This window comes from Marinobacter sp. MDS2 (assembly GCF_030718085.1).
In the GTDB taxonomy this organism is placed as follows: domain Bacteria; phylum Pseudomonadota; class Gammaproteobacteria; order Pseudomonadales; family Oleiphilaceae; genus Marinobacter.
In genome coordinates this window covers 553,036-570,138 of record NZ_JAVAJF010000001.1, presented here as the reverse complement: position 1 = coordinate 570,138, position 17,103 = coordinate 553,036, and the positions used below count along the sequence as shown (strand labels likewise).

The 17,103-nt window shown below is 54.6% G+C and carries 16 protein-coding genes; 9 read left to right on the top strand and 7 right to left on the bottom strand.

From position 1 onward, the window contains the following. Window positions 1-5: 5 nt before the first annotated feature. Complete coding sequence (gene tal, locus Q9245_RS02725; protein ID WP_305895719.1) at window positions 6-971, bottom strand: transaldolase; 966 nt, start codon at window positions 969-971, stop codon at window positions 6-8. Window positions 972-1,088: 117 nt separating this feature from the next. After that, window positions 1,089-2,111, bottom strand: coding sequence for a tRNA dihydrouridine(20/20a) synthase DusA (dusA, locus tag Q9245_RS02720; protein WP_305895718.1), 1,023 nt, complete (start codon window positions 2,109-2,111; stop codon window positions 1,089-1,091). Between the two features lie 212 nt (window positions 2,112-2,323). On the opposite strand from dusA, the gene Q9245_RS02715 reads away from it, so the two are divergent. The 6 genes from Q9245_RS02715 (at window position 2,324) to Q9245_RS02690 (ending at window position 8,449) form a co-directional block, all read left to right on the top strand. After that, the gene (locus Q9245_RS02715; protein WP_305895717.1) at window positions 2,324-3,022 is read left to right on the top strand and encodes a pirin family protein; all 699 of its coding nucleotides are present in this window, start codon (window positions 2,324-2,326) and stop codon (window positions 3,020-3,022) included. 269 nt (window positions 3,023-3,291) lie between these two features. After that, a complete protein-coding gene (locus Q9245_RS02710) occupies window positions 3,292-5,475 on the top strand; it encodes an EAL domain-containing protein (RefSeq protein ID WP_305895716.1) in 2,184 nt (727 codons plus the stop codon). Further along, window positions 5,476-6,885, top strand: coding sequence for a YdbH domain-containing protein (locus Q9245_RS02705; protein ID WP_305895715.1), 1,410 nt, complete (start codon window positions 5,476-5,478; stop codon window positions 6,883-6,885). Beyond that, window positions 6,882-7,097, top strand: a complete 216-nt coding sequence (locus Q9245_RS02700) for a YnbE family lipoprotein (protein WP_305895714.1) — start codon at window positions 6,882-6,884, stop codon at window positions 7,095-7,097. The genes Q9245_RS02705 and Q9245_RS02700 overlap by 4 nt, the downstream gene beginning before the upstream one ends. Window positions 7,098-7,140: 43 nt before the next feature. Next, window positions 7,141-7,485: a YdbL family protein gene (locus tag Q9245_RS02695; RefSeq protein WP_305895713.1), complete on the top strand. Its 345-nt coding sequence runs from the start codon at window positions 7,141-7,143 to the stop codon at window positions 7,483-7,485. Window positions 7,486-7,525: 40 nt separating this feature from the next. Further along, complete coding sequence (locus tag Q9245_RS02690) at window positions 7,526-8,449, top strand: ROK family protein (RefSeq protein ID WP_305895712.1); 924 nt, start codon at window positions 7,526-7,528, stop codon at window positions 8,447-8,449. Here the strand turns inward: Q9245_RS02690 and Q9245_RS02685 are convergent. The 3 genes from Q9245_RS02685 to Q9245_RS02675 form a co-directional block, all read right to left on the bottom strand. Next, window positions 8,441-9,292 carry a DUF3883 domain-containing protein gene (locus Q9245_RS02685; RefSeq protein WP_305895711.1) on the bottom strand — a complete coding sequence of 284 codons (852 nt, stop codon included), beginning with the start codon at window positions 9,290-9,292 and terminating at the stop codon, window positions 8,441-8,443. The two genes, Q9245_RS02690 and Q9245_RS02685, sit on opposite strands and share 9 nt — an antisense overlap. Before the next feature lie 323 nt (window positions 9,293-9,615). Beyond that, on the bottom strand, window positions 9,616-10,356 hold the full coding sequence (locus tag Q9245_RS02680; protein WP_305895710.1) for an ABC transporter substrate-binding protein: 741 nt from the start codon (window positions 10,354-10,356) through the stop codon (window positions 9,616-9,618). 163 nt (window positions 10,357-10,519) lie between these two features. Then, window positions 10,520-11,704, bottom strand: a complete 1,185-nt coding sequence (locus Q9245_RS02675) for a PLP-dependent aspartate aminotransferase family protein (protein ID WP_305895709.1) — start codon at window positions 11,702-11,704, stop codon at window positions 10,520-10,522. A gap of 109 nt (window positions 11,705-11,813) precedes the next feature. Between Q9245_RS02675 and selD the strand changes: the two genes are divergently transcribed. Further along, window positions 11,814-12,851 carry a selenide, water dikinase SelD gene (selD, locus tag Q9245_RS02670; RefSeq protein WP_305895708.1) on the top strand — a complete coding sequence of 346 codons (1,038 nt, stop codon included), beginning with the start codon at window positions 11,814-11,816 and terminating at the stop codon, window positions 12,849-12,851. 52 nt (window positions 12,852-12,903) lie between these two features. Here the strand turns inward: selD and rnk are convergent, their stop codons facing one another. Beyond that, window positions 12,904-13,290 (bottom strand): nucleoside diphosphate kinase regulator, encoded by a 387-nt coding sequence (rnk, locus tag Q9245_RS02665; protein ID WP_305895707.1) that lies wholly within the window; start codon window positions 13,288-13,290, stop codon window positions 12,904-12,906. A gap of 258 nt (window positions 13,291-13,548) precedes the next feature. Here rnk and Q9245_RS02660 point away from each other — a divergent pair, with 258 nt between their 5' ends. Beyond that, window positions 13,549-14,463, top strand: a complete 915-nt coding sequence (locus Q9245_RS02660) for an AEC family transporter (protein WP_323754560.1) — start codon at window positions 13,549-13,551, stop codon at window positions 14,461-14,463. On the opposite strand, the gene Q9245_RS02655 is transcribed toward Q9245_RS02660, so the two are convergent. Further along, on the bottom strand, window positions 14,452-15,366 hold the full coding sequence (locus tag Q9245_RS02655; RefSeq protein WP_305895706.1) for a zinc ABC transporter substrate-binding protein: 915 nt from the start codon (window positions 15,364-15,366) through the stop codon (window positions 14,452-14,454). The two genes, Q9245_RS02660 and Q9245_RS02655, sit on opposite strands and share 12 nt — an antisense overlap. A 140-nt stretch (window positions 15,367-15,506) precedes the next feature. On the opposite strand from Q9245_RS02655, the gene gltX reads away from it, so the two are divergent. Next, window positions 15,507-16,988 (top strand): glutamate--tRNA ligase, encoded by a 1,482-nt coding sequence (gltX, locus tag Q9245_RS02650; protein ID WP_305895705.1) that lies wholly within the window; start codon window positions 15,507-15,509, stop codon window positions 16,986-16,988. Window positions 16,989-17,103 lie beyond the last annotated feature (115 nt).

Sequence of the window (17,103 nt, the reverse complement as noted above, 5' to 3'; positions counted from 1 at the left end):
GCAATCTACGCAACGTTGGCCTGCTGGCGAACCTGGTTTTCCAATTCAATCTGGTCGGCTGAGAACCGGCGAATACCATCGGCCAGCTTCTCGGTTGCCATGGCGTCTTCGTTGGATTCCCAACGGAACAGTTTTTCGTCAACCGGACCAATGATGTCGTTGCTCGTGGCGGTTTCGGCTTTGAGCTTTTGGGTCAGCGGCCCGTTGTCATCCTGAAGCTCTTGCAGCAGAGCAGGGCTGATGGTCAGGCGGTCGCAACCGGCCAGCATTTCAATTTCTCCGGTATTTCGGAAGCTTGCTCCCATGACCACTGTGTTGAAACCGTGGGTTTTGTAGTAATTGTAGATCCGGGTAACGGATTGTACGCCGGGATCTTCTGCCGCCGGGTAGCTATCGCGGCCAGAATTGGCGAGATGCCAGTCCAGAATACGGCCGACAAACGGTGAAATAAGGTGAGCGCCGGCTTGAGCACAGGCAACCGCCTGCACAAACGAGAACAACAATGTCAGGTTGCAGCGAATGCCCTCTTTTTCAAGTTGCTCGGCCGCCAGAATGCCTTCCCAGGTTGAGGCGATCTTGATCAGAACGCGGCTGGTATCGACCCCTTGCTGATCGTAGAGCTCAATGATTCTGCGGGCACGCTTGAGCGTAGCGGCGGTATCAAAGGACAGACGCGCATCAACTTCGGTGGATACCACGCCCGGAATAAGGTCGAGAATTTCTTTGCCCGCCAGTACTGCCAGCATATCGGTTGCCAGTGTCAGCTGCTCGGCAGATGAGCCTCCCTGACGATGAGCCATCGTAATGGCTTTATCCAGCATGGGGCGATACGCATCTGACGCCGCTGCTTTAAGAAGCAAGGACGGGTTGGTGGTTGCGTCTTGGGGTCGCCATTGGGCAATGGCGTCCAGGTCACCGGTGTCTGCAACCACCGTTGTCATGGTTTTCAGTTGGTCTAACTTGTTGGTCATTCGTGTTGTCGTCCAGATTGATAGTTGTTATCGAGGTGTTCAGCTCCGGAACACCTTCTTAACCTCTACAATAACGGCAGCATACAACAGGAACAAGACAACTAATGGCTGTGGCCGCTAGTTTTCCAAAACCGCTTCTGGCTCTCGCACTTTCGCCAGTGCCTGCTCCACCACTTCCAGTCCGGAACCAGGCTTGTTGGCGTTTTCGCTCAGGTGGCGACGGAACTGCCTGCCGCCTGGCATGCCAAGAAACAAACCCATAATGTGGCGGGTAATGTGGGTGAGGTAAACGCCCCGGTCGAGCTCTTTCTGAATAAACGGGAACATTGCCCGAAGAGCCTCATGGCGGCTGGTGACCGGCGCTTCCTCGCCGAAGAATTCAGGGTCTACTTCGGTCAGCAGCCACGGGTTGTGGTAAGCCTCTCGGCCCAGCATAACGCCGTCGGTATGGCGAAGGTGATCGTGGCATTCTTCGATGGTTTTGATGCCACCGTTGATGATGATCTCCAGCTCAGGGTACGTTTCTTTCAAACGGTACACCCAGTCATACTTCAACGGTGGTATGTCGCGGTTTTCCTTCGGGCTGAGCCCTTCCAGAATCGCAATTCGGGCGTGCGCAATGAACGTGTTGCAGCCGGCGGCTGAAACCTTCGCGATAAACTCGCACAGCTCTTCCCAGGAATCCCGGCCATTAATACCAATCCGGTGCTTAACGGTCACCGGTAGGTCGGTGGCCTCTTTCATCGCGGCCACACCTTCGGCCACTTTATCCGGGTGCCCCATCAGGCAAGCACCGATCATGTTGTTCTGAACCCGGTCGCTCGGGCAGCCTACGTTCAGATTGACTTCGCTAAAACCAAACTCCTGAGCGAGCTTTGCACACTGAGCCAGTTCACCGGGATTGCTGCCGCCTAGCTGCAGAGCCAGTGGATACTCGGATGGGTCGTGCCGAAGAAAACGCCGGGTATCGCCATGAATCAGAGCGCCGGTCGTCACCATTTCCGTATAGAGCAGGGCGCGGCGGCTGAGAATGCGCGCTAAATAGCGGAAGTGAGGCGTGGTCCAATCCATCATTGGTGCAATGGAAAAGCGTCGGGATGGCTCAAGCCCAGTGTTATCGGGAGATGTTTGGTTGATCATTCATTGCTCAGGTTTGCCCATTTGAGGCGCCAATTCTATCAGGAAATCGGCCCGAGTGATTGAGGGGATGCCCTTAGTTGTAGCGTGCGCGAGGATGGTTCAATTTTATCGAATATTACGGTCAAAACGTTCCGTTTTCTTAAGTGGAGCGCAGTAAATATAGTGGTCTCATCGAACAACGCAGTTGAAGCGAGTCAAGAGGAGGTACTGCAATGATTGAGCTTAGACCCTATAAAGAACTGGGCAGCGCGCACCACGGTTGGCTCGACACTCGTCACCACTTTTCGTTTGCCGAGTACTACGACCCGAACCGTATGAACTGGGGTAATCTGCGAGTGTGGAATGACGATACCATCGCTCCTCATTCAGGCTTCCCGCGCCATCCGCACCGCGACATGGAAATCATCACCTATGTCCGCAAAGGCGCAATCACGCACCAAGATAGCCTCGGGAACCGTGGCCGAACAGAAGCGGGCGATGTGCAGGTGATGAGTGCCGGTACCGGTATTGCGCACAGTGAAATGAATGAAGAAGACGAAACGACTGAGATCTTTCAGATCTGGATCGTGCCGAACGAAACCGGTTTGCCACCTGCATGGGGCGCGAAGCCGTTTCCAAAGGGTGACCGTAGTGGTTCTTTCGTTACGCTCGCCAGCGGTTTGCCGGAAGACAAGGACGCTTTGCCGATCCGTACAGACGCCCGAATGGTTGCTGCAACCCTGGAGGCTGGCCAAAGCACTGAATATAACGTGGCTTCGGGCCGAAAGGTCTATCTGGTCCCCGCGACTGGCCAGATCGAGGTGAATGGCGTTGTGGCCAATGCCGGTGACGGCGTTGCCATTCGCGACGAAGTGCTGCTAACGGTTAAAGCCTCTGAAGACAGTGAAATTGTGCTGGTGGACGTGACTTAAGTGCTCAAAAGATCAAGCGATACGAAAAGGAAATGCAACTGACGAAAGTTCTCAATTCGGGCAGCTGGCCGGGGGCCGAACTGGCTAATTACCGTTAACTGTTCTATATCGATAAGGAGGGGGTTATCCAAGTATCGCCGTAAGTTAGGGTCAGTTCGGGCGATGATGTACTTAGACTTTTCGCGGTCTGGGGTGGCGGCTACATAGCTGGTAATCTCCCAGGATCAAAGGTAGTCTCAAGTAGTAATGCTTCTCCTTAAGGGATAAGAATGAATCGCATCCTTGCCGAATTGGCGGATCAACAAAAAGTTCAAGACATGATCGCCAACCATGAGCCCTTCATGGATATATTGGCGGAGGTTACCCGTATGGTGGCACGGCAAATGCCGAGCGCCGTGGTGACGTTCATGTTGTATGACTCATCCGATGATACTCTGACGCTGGTGGCCGGAGACGGGCTCTCTGACGCTTATAAGTTGGCTATGCAGCGCAAAAAAATCGGGCCTGAAGTAGGCACTTGCGGCAGAGCAGCGTTCCTGCGGGACGTTGTTGTTACCCATAGCATTGCCGATGATCCTAACTGGGACGCCTATCGGGAAGCCGCACTGAAAGAAAATTTGAAATCTTGCTGGTCCGTACCAGTGATGATGACCGACGACGAGCTTTTAGGCACCTTCGCCACATACCACCCCAAGCCCGGTTCGCCCGATGATGACCAACTTGTATTGATCACGCGCGCTGCCGGGCTGCTTGCTTTTGCTCTGGCGCGACAGCAGGACCAGCGTGCACTTCGCATTCAGCGCCAACGCTATCAATCCCTCTTCACGTACCACCCGGATGCTGTTTTCGAGCTCGACCTGAACGGCTGCTTTGTGGCGGCAAACCGAGGCTGTGAGCATATCGCGGGGTTTGCTGAGGAGAACATTATTGGCCTGCACTACGAAACCTTTGTAAAAGAGGAACATCATGAGGTTGCCGGGCAGGCGTTCAAGCTGGCCTGCAACGGAATACCACAGCATTACGAAGTCGTCGCCTATCACGCCGGTGGTGACGAGTATCTCCTTGAGGTAACAAACCTGCCGATCGTGGTGGACGAGGAAGTTGTCGGTGTGTACGGAATCGGGAAAGACATAACGCGTGAAAGAGAAAGCGAACTGAAATTGCACTTTCAGCGTACCCACGACCTTCTCACTGGCCTGTCCAATCGAGCCGGTTTCGAAGCCCGTTTGGCTGAGGATTATCGTTTGTCGAAAGGGCGAGTGGCCGTTCTGCTGATCAATTTGGACGGTTTTGCCTCTATCAACGATGGCCTCGGGCACACGGTGGGGGACCATTTGCTGCAGGCGGTAGCGAACCGGCTGGCCGATGGTCTCGAACCCGGAGATTTTATTGCCCGGTTTGCCGGGGATGAATTCGGGGTGTTGTTGACTGACCGGGGGCGAGTCGAACACACCCTGCCGGTCGTTGAAGCGTTGCTCAGCCTACTCGCCCGCCCGTTTGTTATCGATGACCATGTTCTTCATATCAGTGCCAGCATCGGCGTAGCGTTGGGGCGGGCCAAGTCGCGCGATGACGGAACATTGATTCAGCACGCTCACATGGCGGTCCGGGAAGCCAAAGCCCAAGGCCGGAATACTTGGGAGTGGTATGCCGGCGATGCGAATTCGTCAATACGAGAGCACATTGCACTCAGGCGCGAATTGTTAGACGCGGTAGTGCACAACCAACTGGTGCTTTACTACCAGCCTCTGGTAGATGCCCGCACAGGAAAGATGACGGCCCTGGAAGCACTGGTGCGTTGGCGGCATCCAGAGCGTGGCATGGTGCCACCGGGTGACTTTATTCCACTGGCAGAGAGCACGGGCCAGATTATTGATCTGGACCGATGGGTGTTGCGACAAGCCTGTAAGGATCTGCACACCATCAATGCGGGCCGTGATGAGCCACTCACGGTGGCGGTCAATATCTCGCCGGTGCATTTCCGCCGAAATGGTTTTTTTGATGAAGTAAGTCAGGCCATTGAAGAAAGCGGCCTTGACCCGGAGAGCCTGGAGCTGGAAGTGACCGAAGGCTTGATGATGGCTGGCACGGAAAAAGCCATTGAACTGCTTCAGAAAATTCGGAACCTGGGCGTAAAAGTCGCCATCGACGACTTTGGAACGGGCTTTTCAAGCCTGAGTTATTTACGCCAGTTGCCGATTAATAAAGTAAAGATAGATCGGAGCTTTATCCGAGACATCGCTGGCGGACGAGAGAGTGCGGCGATTGTGGAAGGCATCATCACCATGGCCCACCACCTTGGTTTGGAAGTGGTGGCAGAAGGTATTGAAACCCCTGAGCAACGAGATGACCTTGTTCAGCGGCGCTGCGACCTTCTGCAAGGCTTCTATTTCTCCCGACCGGTGCCATTGGCCGAACTACTCAAGTTGCCTCATCAATTACCGGAAGCGTAAATGCCGTCGCGGAGGTCCAGCGTGTGTGGCGCATTCTCCTCCACACTATGGGTTCGCTGGCTTTGCCCCGTTGTTTTGGTTGCAGCCATATTGTTACCTCTGCCCGCTGAAGCCTTCGACTGGTCGTTTGTTCTAGAACAGGGGACGGTCGGCCTGGATTTGCCGGATACCCGATCGGGCGATTGGCAAATGACAGGGGGTCGCGCCGACCTGGCTGGCGTTTCCCTTGCGGTAAACTTCTCTGGTACCGGTTCATTGGCGGAACGAAGCTCAGTTGCAGGGCATGTCAGCATTCGTGTAGCGGAGCTCCAACACCCGCTACTCAAGCCGCAGGGGTGGCAGTTTGAGGGTAGGGCAAATGGCACTTTGGCCGACCTGAGCCTTGAAGGCCAAGTGCGCGCAGACTCCGGCCTTGTTGCGGATGTGGTTATAAGAAACGTAACCGGGGAATTCCAGGCAGGCCGAGCCACACTGCGCCTGAGCGGGGAGAATATCCAAACGGTAATGGCCGCAACGCTGGCGGATTGGCCAGAATTATTGGAAGTGTCCAGCGGAGAAGTCCGCGCCGTTGCGACAATGCGCATTGAGCCGGACGCCCCATTGGCTTTAGAAAGTCGCTTTGAGTTTGAGCGTGTTAATGGGCTGGTTAGCACCAGTGCGGTTACCGACATGAATGGGCAGCTTCGCATTAGCTTGGAAGACAACACACTGACCGCCAGCACCAGCGAACTCACCATCGCCAAAATCAACACCGGTATCGGCATTGGGCCACTCCGGTTTCTTGCCGACTATCGAGCGCCACTGGGCGAACTGTTCGAGGGAGTGCTTAACATCCAGCAGGCAAACGCCGAGTTTTTGGGTGGCCGCTTGAGGGTGGCGCCCCGCAGCATCGATTTATCATCCGACCCGTGGCAGTTACCCATTGATGCCTATGACGTTTCACTGGCCAAACTGCTGCAACTGTACCCAACGGAAGGGCTTTCCGGCACGGGCCATCTTACCGGGCACATACCGGTTTCAATTGGCAGTGCAGGTGTTGAAGTGGCTGAGGGTCGAATGGCTGCCGAGCCTCCGGGAGGCATAATACGCCTACCCGCAGAGCGCCTGAAAGCGATACTGGGCAGCAGCCAGGGGATGGAACCGGTGGTGGAAGCTTTGCAAAACTTTCACTACAAGAAGCTCAACAGCACGATAGACTACGATACTAAGGGGAGATTGCTTCTGCACCTAAGGCTGGAAGGTCAAAAGGCGAGCGATCGACGGGAGCAGCCCATCGTGCTCAACCTCAATCTTGAAGAAGATATCCCCGCCCTGTTAACCAGCCTGCAATTGAGTGGCAGGGTCAATGAAGCCGTAACGGAGCGCGTTCGGGAGCGAGTGAAGCAAACCGAACAGGAGGCAGAACCATGATCAATGTAACGCGGCTGCGCCGGCCGCTTGCGATCACCTCTCTGTGGGTAGTGATAGTGCCCATAGGGTTAATCGCCTGCACGCCAACGGTGCAAATGGCCGCACCCAAAGAGCCGATTACCGTAAACCTGAACGTAAAGATTCAGCACGAAATCTACGTAAAAGTGGATAAAGACGTGGATGAACTGTTCAGCGACAAAGGCCTGTTCTGAAACCAAACAGGCAATCTCAAGAGCTGAACAAAGGGGGTTAACGATGAAACAACTGACACAACTGAGCGCCGTTGTGCTGGCCATGGTTCTGGCTATGCCAGCGTTCGCTATGAGTTTGAGTGAGGCCAAAGACAAGCTGGAATCGGTAAAGCAGCAAGGCCTGGTGGGTGAAACCCCAACCGGTTATCTGGACGTTGTTCGAGCTACAGGCGATGCCCGAGAGGTGGTGGAGGCCATTAACCAGGCCCGTCGCAATGAATACACCCGTATTGCCGAAAAACACGCGATCCCGGTTACCCAAGTGGAAACCGTTGCCGGCAAGAAAGCGATAGAAAAGACCCCCGGTGGCCAATTTGTTTTGATTGAGGGGCAGTGGGTAAAGAAATAGACTCTCCTTTTCGGAACATCAGGTTTGGAAGGGGAGTGTCATGCACAGCGAGTGGCTGATTGGTATCGACTTGGGTGGCACCAAAACCGAAGTCATCCTGATGGACCGGCAAAGCAAGGAACACTTTCGCCAGCGCGTGCCAACGCCAGCCCGGGATTACCGCGCCACCCTTGAAGCCATTCACTCGCTGGTGCTGGCAGCCGAATCAAAGGTCGGCGTGAGCGGTTTGCCTGTGGGTATTGGCATACCCGGAAGCATTTCCGGTATCACGGGCAAGGTAAAAAACGGCAACTCCACCTGGCTTAACGGTCAGCCGATGAAAGACGACTTGAGCCGCCTGTTGGAACGGCCGGTAACCGTCACCAACGATGCCAACTGCCTGGCGCTTTCCGAATCGACAGACGGAGCCGGCAAAAACCACAACGTGGTATTCGCTGCCATACTGGGCACCGGCTGCGGTGCCGGTGTCAGCGTGAACGGCCGAATACTCACCGGCCCTAACGGAGTAGCGGGTGAGTGGGGCCACAACCCTTTAGCCTGGACCCCACAAACCGAACTGGACCAACGCCCCTGCTTCTGCGGCCGCCGCGGCTGTAACGAAACCTTCCTGTCTGGCACCGGGTTATCACTGACCCACCAATTCCTGCACGGCCAGAACCTACCTGCAAAAACCATCACCGAGAGCGCCAGCAACGGCGATAAAGCAGCGTCTGAAACACTCAATCGATACCTTGATCACCTGGCCCGCGGCTTGGCGGCTGTCATCAACGTGCTAGACCCCGACATCATCGTGCTGGGCGGCGGCATGAGTAATACCGGGAAAATCTACCAAGAGCTGCCACTAAGGCTACCGAGCTATGTGTTTGGTAGCGAATGCGACACGCCCGTTGTACGGGCAGTGCACGGCGATTCTAGTGGGGTGCGTGGGGCGGCTTGGTTGGGGAGGCTTGTTGAGTCAGAATAGCTTACAGAGATAGTTTACTGGATCCATGTGGCAGTGGTCGCTAATGGTTCCCTTTAAAGAAAACAGCTTGGGTGATTTTCGAAACTCAAATAGCCGATAGAGGTGAAACTGATCACTAAAATCCTCCGAGAATGAGACTTCGTTTCGGGAAGCATAAAAAGGGGTTTCTTTAGCGAAAGCGGTCGTCTTCACCTCAATGAATCTTTCCTCTCCAGATGTTTCAAATGACAGGATATCGTACCCAAGCCCGTCCCCTTGAGATTTTGCAACATGCTCAATGCGGTCAGCTAGCGTCTTTTGCCCCGCGGATCTTAGTCGATATTCTTCGTATTCCATCGCCAGCAGCTCTCCTGCGTAGCCCAGTGCAGAATTTCGGGCTTCTTGGGCAAGGTAATCTCTTTTTGAGGCAACACGATTAGGAGTGTAGGTGGGGCGTGGCTCTTGAACCTTTAGCGCGGGTTCGGGTGCCTGAACCAAAAGATTAGAAAACTCAACGCCGCTCGGAACAAAGGCTGGCTGCTGGACAGCAGCTTGGGAAGCGTGGTCGAAATCAGAGTGTGAATTAATCCAGTCTTCAACATATACCGCTAAAGCTTGCTGGTAATGGCCGCGAGGTTTGTAGCCTGGTATCCAGAAACAGTTCAGGTCACGAAGAACTGCGCTGATATTCTGATGTTTGAGCTCAACAGCGGTATCACTTCGTCCGTTTAGTTTTTTAAGTAACTCCCTTCGGTGAGAGCTCTTATTGTACCGCTGGCCTGCAAGTTCAAGCGTTAGCATCTTCATGTAGTCGGCAACGGTTAGTGCAATTTCCTTGTCGCTCCAATGATTTGCCCGGGGCATGATAACTTCTCCATTACTACAGCTTGTCGAAGACACTGACATATTGTCTTAGCGATAAGGATATAACAAATGACCTTTTAATAAACCCATCCGATGACCCTTGCCGTAGATGCAAGCAGGCCTGAAAACGGGCGAGTGCACTAGTATCCCTCAACCGGTAGCCTTGAATAGTTGGGGAGGCCTTCGTTGAGAGAATGCGCCGAACGAGACTGCATTATCGATACTACTGAGGTAGCTGTCTGGATTGATAGTCAAGTCGTTGGTAATCGAGATGACTGGAGTAAGGTCGGACTTTCTCCATTGCAGTTAAGATTGGCTCTAACCTAATCTGTTTCCCACTCCCCCTGCCGCTCTCTAAAACTTTCCAGCACCTTCTCAATAACACCCTCTTGCTCCATCTGCCTGAGAACGTCAGGCAGTGCGTTGGCCAGCTCCCAATGTCGCCGGTTTAGGTAGTGATAAAGATCAAAAGCAGCCAGTGGCTTCTCGACAACATTCAAGCCGGTCAGATCTTGCGGAGCGATTGGGTTGAATTGGGAAATCACAGTAAAAAATGCAGCGTCTACCCGTTTGGATTGAAGCAGGCTAAGTGCCTGACTATTGCTGTTGGCATACACGGGTGTTACGCCCATGTTCCGTGCCGTTAATTCGGAAATAATGATGCCTCGTCTGATTGCAACCGTCATTGATTGCGGTGGGGGGAGGGCTAGAACGTGTGTTTCGTCTTTGCGAACAACCGCTCGTAAGGTGCCACGAAATAGCACGTGCTCTACGCGAATCAGATTCGGAAACAGCTGCGCAACGCGGCCTATCCGGAAAAGGTCGCCGTCTAATAACCCTGTGTCGGCCATCATCAAGGCTCTGCGTGAGGGCGTGATGAGTACTGAGGCATCTACGCCTAGCCGTTGATAGGCTCGCTTGAGTATGGCTGCGCCTGCGGCTGTGGTGGGCTCATCATAAATCGCGGCAATTTGGACACGATCTGGCAGTTCGGCGTTAGAGTCGGCGGGGTTAATTAATAACGCTGCCAGTAGGCAGGCGTAAAAGTAATTGGTGGTGAGCATGACAGCTTCACTCGTTCAAAGGGGGCGGGTACCTCGAAAAGGTAGGTGCCCTTCGAGCTTGGCCGGCCAGCCAGGCGCTACAAAAAGTATAGCAGGCGTTTTGGCAGTGACAGTGAGTGCTGTGCGGCTCCCGCTTTATTGAACGAAAGCCGCACCAAATTGTTCAGCCCAGAGCTTGTGTCAGGTCATCGATCAGGTCGGTCGCATCCTCCAGGCCTACCGACAGGCGCAACATGCCATCGCCGATTCCGCGCTTGAGGCGCTCTTCGCGGCTGATGCCGTGATGGCTGGTGGCGCTGGGTTGGCTAACGAGGCTTTCAACGCCGCCAAGGCTGGTGGCGAGAAGAAACACTTTGAGGCTGTCGGCCACCCTTGCTGCCGCCTCTTGGCCACCTTCCACTTCAATACTGAGCATGCCGCCGAAGCCGGTCATCTGCTTGCAGGCCAGCTCGTGGCCTTCAAAGGACGGCAGTCCCGGGTAGTGTACTTTGGTGACTTTCGGATGAGTTTCCATCGCTTGGGCCACCTGCATCGCGTTCTCATTGTGCTGGCGGATTCTGACCGGCAGTGTGCGAAGGCTCCGTGACAGCAGGGCAGCGGTTTCCGGAGCGATGAGTTGGCCCAGGTTCTTGCGCCAAGTGGCGACGGGTTTGGCAAGTGCTGCCGACGTCATCAGTGCACCGGCGGTGATGTCACTATGGCCGCCCAGATATTTGCTGGCGCTGTGCAACACCAGGTCGGCACCTAGACCCAGCGGCTTCTGGTTGATGGGGCTGGCGAAGGTGTTGTCTACGGCAACCAGGGCGTCGTGTTTGTGGGCGGTTTCCGCGATGGCGTTAATGTCCAGCATTGCCATGTTGGGGTTTGCCGGTGTTTCGAAGTACACCAGTTTGCCGGGTTGTTCCAGGTGGTCTGCCAGCTGGTTCTGTTCTTCCCGAAACAGGAAGGTCACTGGAATGCCCAAGGCTTGGCATTGATCGACCAGAAACGCTTGAGTGCCGCCGTAAAGGTCGCCTACGCAAACTATGCCATTGCGGCCGTGAGTGAGTAAGGTCGCGGAAATTGCCGCCATACCAGAGGCAAACGCGAGTGCAGCTTCAGCCTGTTCCAAGCCTGCCAGTCCTTGTTCCAGCTCCTGAATGCTGGGGTTGGTGCCCCAGCGAGTGTAGAGATAGCCTTCGCTGCGACCTTCGATCATGTCGAGCAAGGCAGCGGTGTTCTCGAACCGGTATGTGGTGGTGTTGTAAATGGGGGAGTAGGGGCTGCCAAAGGTGTCTTTATGGCGCTGGTTGTGGATGATGCGGGTGGCGGGGCCCTGGTGATCTGGCTTGCTGGCTGGATTACTCATTGACGTTCCTGTGTGGTGGCTGCAAAGTGTGCTGATCTGTAAATTTGTTGGTTCTGGGTATACTAGCAAAAACCCAAGCTCACTCCGTAACGTATAGAAGGAAGAAACCTTGTCTATCAAATTGACCGAGTTCAGCCATGGTGCGGGCTGTGGCTGCAAGATTGCTCCAGACGTTCTTGATCGAATTCTTCACACGGACATGCCGGATTTTCATGACCCGAAATTGCTGGTAGGCAACGATAGTCGTGATGATGCAGCGGTCGCCGATATCGGCAACGGTGTGGGCGTTATCAGTACCACAGACTTCTTTATGCCGGTGGTGGATGATCCGTTCGATTTCGGTCGAATTGCTGCGGCAAACGCAATCAGCGATGTGTATGCCATGGGCGGAAAGCCGGTGATGGCGATTGCGATTCTGGGTTGGCCGGTGAACGAGCTGGCACCAGAGATTGCCGCCAAGGTGATCGATGGCGGCCGTGCGGTGTGCGCTGAAGCGGGCATTGCGCTTGCGGGTGGACACAGCATTGATTCGCCGGAACCGATTTTCGGTTTGGCCGTTACCGGTACGGTGAATGTTGACCGTATTATTCGCAACGACACAGCCAAGGCGGGGGATCTTCTGTATCTCACCAAACCTCTGGGCGTGGGCATTCTCACCAGCGCTTCGAAGAAGGGTAAAGTGTCGCCGGACGATTTGGCGGTTGCGGTCGAGAATATGTCGACTCTGAATAAAGTGGGTGAGGTGTTCTCCCAGATCGAAGGTGTGAGTGCGATGACCGATGTCACCGGCTTTGGCCTGGCGGGGCACTTGCTGGAGATTTGTCGTGGCAGCGGCGTGAAAGCCACCGTTAGCCGTAAGGCCATCCCCACCTTGCCTAATTTGCAGCCCTATATTGATGCAGACTGCATTCCCGGTGGCACGCACCGCAATGCGGCGGCTTTCGGTAACGCCATTTCAGGTATGACCGAGGCGGATAAATTGCTGTTCTGTGATCCGCAAACCAGTGGTGGATTGATGGTGAGCGTGGCGGAAAATCGTCGCGAAGCGTTTGAAGCGGCAGCCCGAGAGCAAGGATTGGAGCTTCAGCCGTTGGGGCGTTTGGAAGCGGCAGATTCCGAAGAGAGCCTGGTGTTCATCGAAGACTGAAGCAGGGCGTAAAAAGGCCGCGCAGGGGTTTAGCCTCGCGCGGCTTTTTTGATTAGGCGTTTCGAGTAACGCTGACCACTTTCAGGTGGATTGGCTTGCGGCCAGCCATGGGCCACTCGATGCTGTCGCCAATGCTTAGGCCCAGCATGGCCGCCCCAGCGGGGGCCAAAATGGACACTTTGTGAGCGCTGTCGCCCACTTCGTGTGGGTACACCAGCATCATTTCGTGTTCTTTGTTGGCGTCTTCGTCCACAAACCGGATGATCGAGTTCATGGTCACTACGCCTTCCGGCATTTCGCTCAGCGGCTTGAGGTCAGCACGGCTGAGCTCATCCTCAAGGCCATCAGCCACATCGGACTTTCCTGCTACGCGTTCAAGCAAGGTGCTCAAGCGGTTGTAATCTTCTTCTGCAACTACGATTGAAGGTAATTCAGCCATAGGAATCTCCTGAAAAAATTCTAAACAATAAGTGTGGTTTAAGCGCTGAATCCGGAAGAGGGGAAGAGTGGATTCAGCGGAATCAGAGGCGTATAACAGCCCTGCCGGTGTTCTCGAAAGAAGACCGCAGTGCGATATTTGGTGTATGAATGCCGTAAATCGGGGTGTTCACGTTGTTCACATTACGCCGTTTTGGAAAGCAATACCCTGAATCTAACTCCAGGGGAGCAAAATGGCAACGGTTATAAGGTCTATAGCATGCAGGTAGTCGTTCAGGCGCTGGTGCCGGTGTTTGTTTTGATCATGTTGGGGCATGTTCTCAGGCGGATTAATTTCCCCGGTGGTGATTTCTGGCCGCAGGCAGAACGCTTCACCTACTACATTCTGTTCCCGGCCATGTTGGTGTTCAAGTTGGGGCAGGCGCGGCTTCCGGTATCGGCCTATGCCGATACCGCGTTGCTGATCATCTCGATGTTGGCGGCTATGACGTTGGCGCTGGTGGTTGTTCAGTTGTTCTGGCGTTGGAGTGGGCCGGTGTTTTCTTCGGTCTACCAGGGGGCGATTCGTTTCAACTCTTACGTGGGGTTGGCCGCTGGCGGGATGCTGCTGGGCGACGACGGTTTATCGCTGACCGCCATCGCGGTTGCCATTATGGTGCCGATGCTGAACTTGCTATGCATTCTGATGTTTTCTCTGGTGGCCGGCCAAGACAAGGTGAGTTTGAAGCAGGTCTTGCGCGCAATTGTTACCAATCCACTGATAGTGGGTTCGGTGTTGGGAGTGTTGTGGAGCTTCTTCGAGATTGGTTTTCATCCACTGCTGGCGGGTACGCTGGAGCCGTTAAGTAATTTGGCCTTGCCTATGGGCCTGATGACGGTGGGCGCCGGTTTGCAGCTGAGTGCGTTGCGCGGTGCGTCTGCGCCCTTCTTGGTGTCGTCTGCGCTGAAGCTGCTTGCGTTTCCGATGATGGCGGTTGGTTTGGCCTGGATGCTGGGGCTGAACGGGTTACTGGTGCAAGTGGCGGTGCTGCTGGCGACTCTTCCGACTGCCACGTCTGCCTATATTCTGGCGCGCCAATTGGGTGGTGACGCGCCCTTGATGGCCGGGATTATCAGCGGGCAGACCCTTCTGGCGATGGTGTCTATCCCGCTGATGCTCAGCTTACTGTGGTAAGCATTCGAGCACGGCGTTGGCAATGGATTGCTGGAACTCGAGGTAGCCGTTGGCTGTGGAGTTGATATCAGTGGCCAGTGGGTCCCAGGTGCTGACGGTCACGGTCAGTCCTTCGGTGATGGATCGCCACCATTGGCGGTTGAACTGAGGTTCCGTGAGCAAGCAGGGCTGATTGGCAGCGCGCAGCTTCTTTTGCACCTCGGCGATGTGGCGGGCCCCGGGTGACAATTCGGGATTGAGGGTGAGTACACCGGCCAGATCGAGTTCGTAGTGTTCGGCAAACCGTTCGAATGCGTTGTGGTAGGCGAACAGGCTGGTGCCCTCAAGTTGGTTGAAGCTTGCTTTGATGCGCTGCTCTGTTGTGTGCAGGCTTTGCTCGAACCGTTCCAGATTGGCGTCTAGCTCAGAGGTGTTAATGCCGTCTAGGGTGCTGAGCTTGGCATGGACGGCTTTGGCCATCTGCAGTGCCATACCCGGATCTACCCACAGATGCGGGTCTTCACCGTCGCCGTGATCGTGGCCGTGATGATGGTGGTGGTCGTGGTGGTCGTGGTGGTCGTGATGCATGTCCGGCTCACCTTCGGACGGTTCCGTGAATGCAACGACCTTGCCTGCGAACTCCTTTCCGCCAAGCAGGCGGCTGAGGAAGGTCTCCATGTCTGGTCCTACCCAAAAAATTGCATCGGCCTGCTCCAGTGCCCGGCGTTGTGACGGTTTCATGCTGTAATTGTGCGGGCTGGACCCCGGCGGCACGATGGTGGAGACATTCATGTTGTCACCGGCAACCGCTTTCACAATGAGTTCAATCGGCTTGATGGATGCAACAATGTTGGTGGCGAATGCCGGCGTGGCGGAAACCAGGGCGGCCAAGCCCAGAGCAAGGGTGGTTTTGGTGAAGTTCATGGTGGGGTCCTGCAATATGTTTGATACGTTATAATATAACACCTGTTGAGGCGGTTCGTAAAACCGAATCATGCGAAACCGGGGCAGGCCCGTTATAATGCCTAACTTATTTATCGGCCACTTATTTTCAGGATGGTTTCATGACAGTACGTACTCGAATTGCTCCGTCGCCCACGGGTGACCCTCACGTTGGTACCGCCTACGTGGCCTTGTTTAATTTGTGCTTTGCGCGCCAGCACGGTGGCCAGTTTATTCTGCGGATTGAAGATACCGATCAGGTGCGTAGTACGGCTGAATCTGAACAGGACATTCTCAAGGCGTTGCGCTGGCTGGGGCTGAACTGGGACGAAGGTCCCGATGTGGGCGGCCCGCACGGCCCGTATCGCCAGTCTGAGCGTAAGCACATGTACGCCCAGTATGCCGAAGACCTGGTTACTGCAGGTCATGCTTTTTATTGTTTCCGTACACCGGAAGAGTTGGATGCGATTCGGGAAGAGCGTAAAGCGAACGGCCAGAACCCGGGTATCAAAGGTGATCTGGAATTATCGCAGGAAGAAGTGAAGCGTCGTTTGGATGCGGGCGAATCCTATGTGATTCGCATGAAGGTGCCTGATGAAGGTGTGTGCGAAATTCAGGACATGCTCCGTGGCACCATTGAGATTGATTGGGCTCAGGTGGATTGTCAGATTCTGTTGAAGTCGGACGGCATGCCAACCTACCACCTGGCCAACGTGGTGGATGACCACCTGATGGAAATCACCCACGTACTTCGGGGCGAAGAGTGGATCAACTCTGCGCCCAAGCATAAGTTGCTGTATGAATATTTCGGCTGGGATATGCCGGAGCTGTGCCACTTGCCGCTGTTGCGTAACCCGGACAAGAGCAAACTGTCGAAGCGTAAAAACCCGACCAGCATCAATTTCTATGAGCGCATGGGTTTCATGCCGGAAGCAGTGACCAACTACCTGGGCCGAATGGGTTGGTCGATGCCGGATGAGCGTGAGAAGTTTTCTCTGGACGAGATGATTGAAAACTTCGATATCCAGCGTGTGTCCCTGGGTGGCCCGGTGTTTGATGTAGAGAAGCTGCGTTGGTTGAACGGCCAGTGGGTTCGTGACGACCTGAGTGACGAGCAGTTTATGGCTCGCCTGCGCGATTGGTGGTTCAACGAAGATGCGCTTAAGGCGCTTGTGCCTCACATTAAGGGCCGGGCAGAGGTGTTTTCGGATGTTGCCCCTATGGCGCAGTTCATGTTCAGCGGTATGTTGAATTTGAAGCCGGAAGACTTCGAGCACAAGAAGCTGGAGCAGGCACAGGTGAAGCGTGTGCTTCAGTTTACGCTGTGGAGGCTGGAAGCTCAGCGTCATTGGAGCAAAGACACGATCTTCGCCGATATTAAAGCACTGGCGAAGGCGATGGATTTGAAGATGGGCGATTTCATGTTCTCGATCTTCGTCGCGATTGCCGGAACACCGAATTCCTGGTCGGTTATGGACTCGATGGCACTGCTTGGCCCGGACATGACGCGTTCTCGTTTGCGTAGTGCGTTGGATGTTTTGGGTGGTTTCTCCAAGAAAGAAACCAAGAAAGTAGAGAAAGAATACGCCGCTTTGGACGTTTGATGAGCGGTTTGTTTGTTAATTGATCGATGTCGACAGGGAAGTCGAAAAAACTTTAAAAAAAGAGGATTTGGGTGTTGACGGCCTAGGGGCGGATCCTTAATATACGCATCCGTTG

Excerpts from the sequence above, each read along its gene's own strand:
- Q9245_RS02700 (WP_305895714.1), top strand. The coding sequence starts at position 6,882 with ATGATCAATGTAACGCGGCTGCGCCGGCCGCTTGCGATCACCTCTCTG.
- Q9245_RS02655 (WP_305895706.1), bottom strand. The coding sequence starts at position 15,366 with ATGAACTTCACCAAAACCACCCTTGCTCTGGGCTTGGCCGCCCTGGTT.
- Q9245_RS02680 (WP_305895710.1), bottom strand. The coding sequence starts at position 10,356 with ATGCTCACCACCAATTACTTTTACGCCTGCCTACTGGCAGCGTTATTA.
- Q9245_RS02660 (WP_323754560.1), top strand. The coding sequence starts at position 13,549 with ATGCAGGTAGTCGTTCAGGCGCTGGTGCCGGTGTTTGTTTTGATCATG.
- Q9245_RS02705 (WP_305895715.1), top strand. The coding sequence starts at position 5,476 with ATGCCGTCGCGGAGGTCCAGCGTGTGTGGCGCATTCTCCTCCACACTA.
- Q9245_RS02710 (WP_305895716.1), top strand. The coding sequence starts at position 3,292 with ATGAATCGCATCCTTGCCGAATTGGCGGATCAACAAAAAGTTCAAGAC.
- Q9245_RS02675 (WP_305895709.1), bottom strand. The coding sequence starts at position 11,704 with ATGAGTAATCCAGCCAGCAAGCCAGATCACCAGGGCCCCGCCACCCGC.
- Q9245_RS02715 (WP_305895717.1), top strand. The coding sequence starts at position 2,324 with ATGATTGAGCTTAGACCCTATAAAGAACTGGGCAGCGCGCACCACGGT.
- Q9245_RS02690 (WP_305895712.1), top strand. The coding sequence starts at position 7,526 with ATGCACAGCGAGTGGCTGATTGGTATCGACTTGGGTGGCACCAAAACC.
- dusA (WP_305895718.1), bottom strand. The coding sequence starts at position 2,111 with ATGATCAACCAAACATCTCCCGATAACACTGGGCTTGAGCCATCCCGA.
- gltX (WP_305895705.1), top strand. The coding sequence starts at position 15,507 with ATGACAGTACGTACTCGAATTGCTCCGTCGCCCACGGGTGACCCTCAC.
- rnk (WP_305895707.1), bottom strand. The coding sequence starts at position 13,290 with ATGGCTGAATTACCTTCAATCGTAGTTGCAGAAGAAGATTACAACCGC.
- Q9245_RS02685 (WP_305895711.1), bottom strand. The coding sequence starts at position 9,292 with ATGCCCCGGGCAAATCATTGGAGCGACAAGGAAATTGCACTAACCGTT.
- tal (WP_305895719.1), bottom strand. The coding sequence starts at position 971 with ATGACCAACAAGTTAGACCAACTGAAAACCATGACAACGGTGGTTGCA.
- Q9245_RS02695 (WP_305895713.1), top strand. The coding sequence starts at position 7,141 with ATGAAACAACTGACACAACTGAGCGCCGTTGTGCTGGCCATGGTTCTG.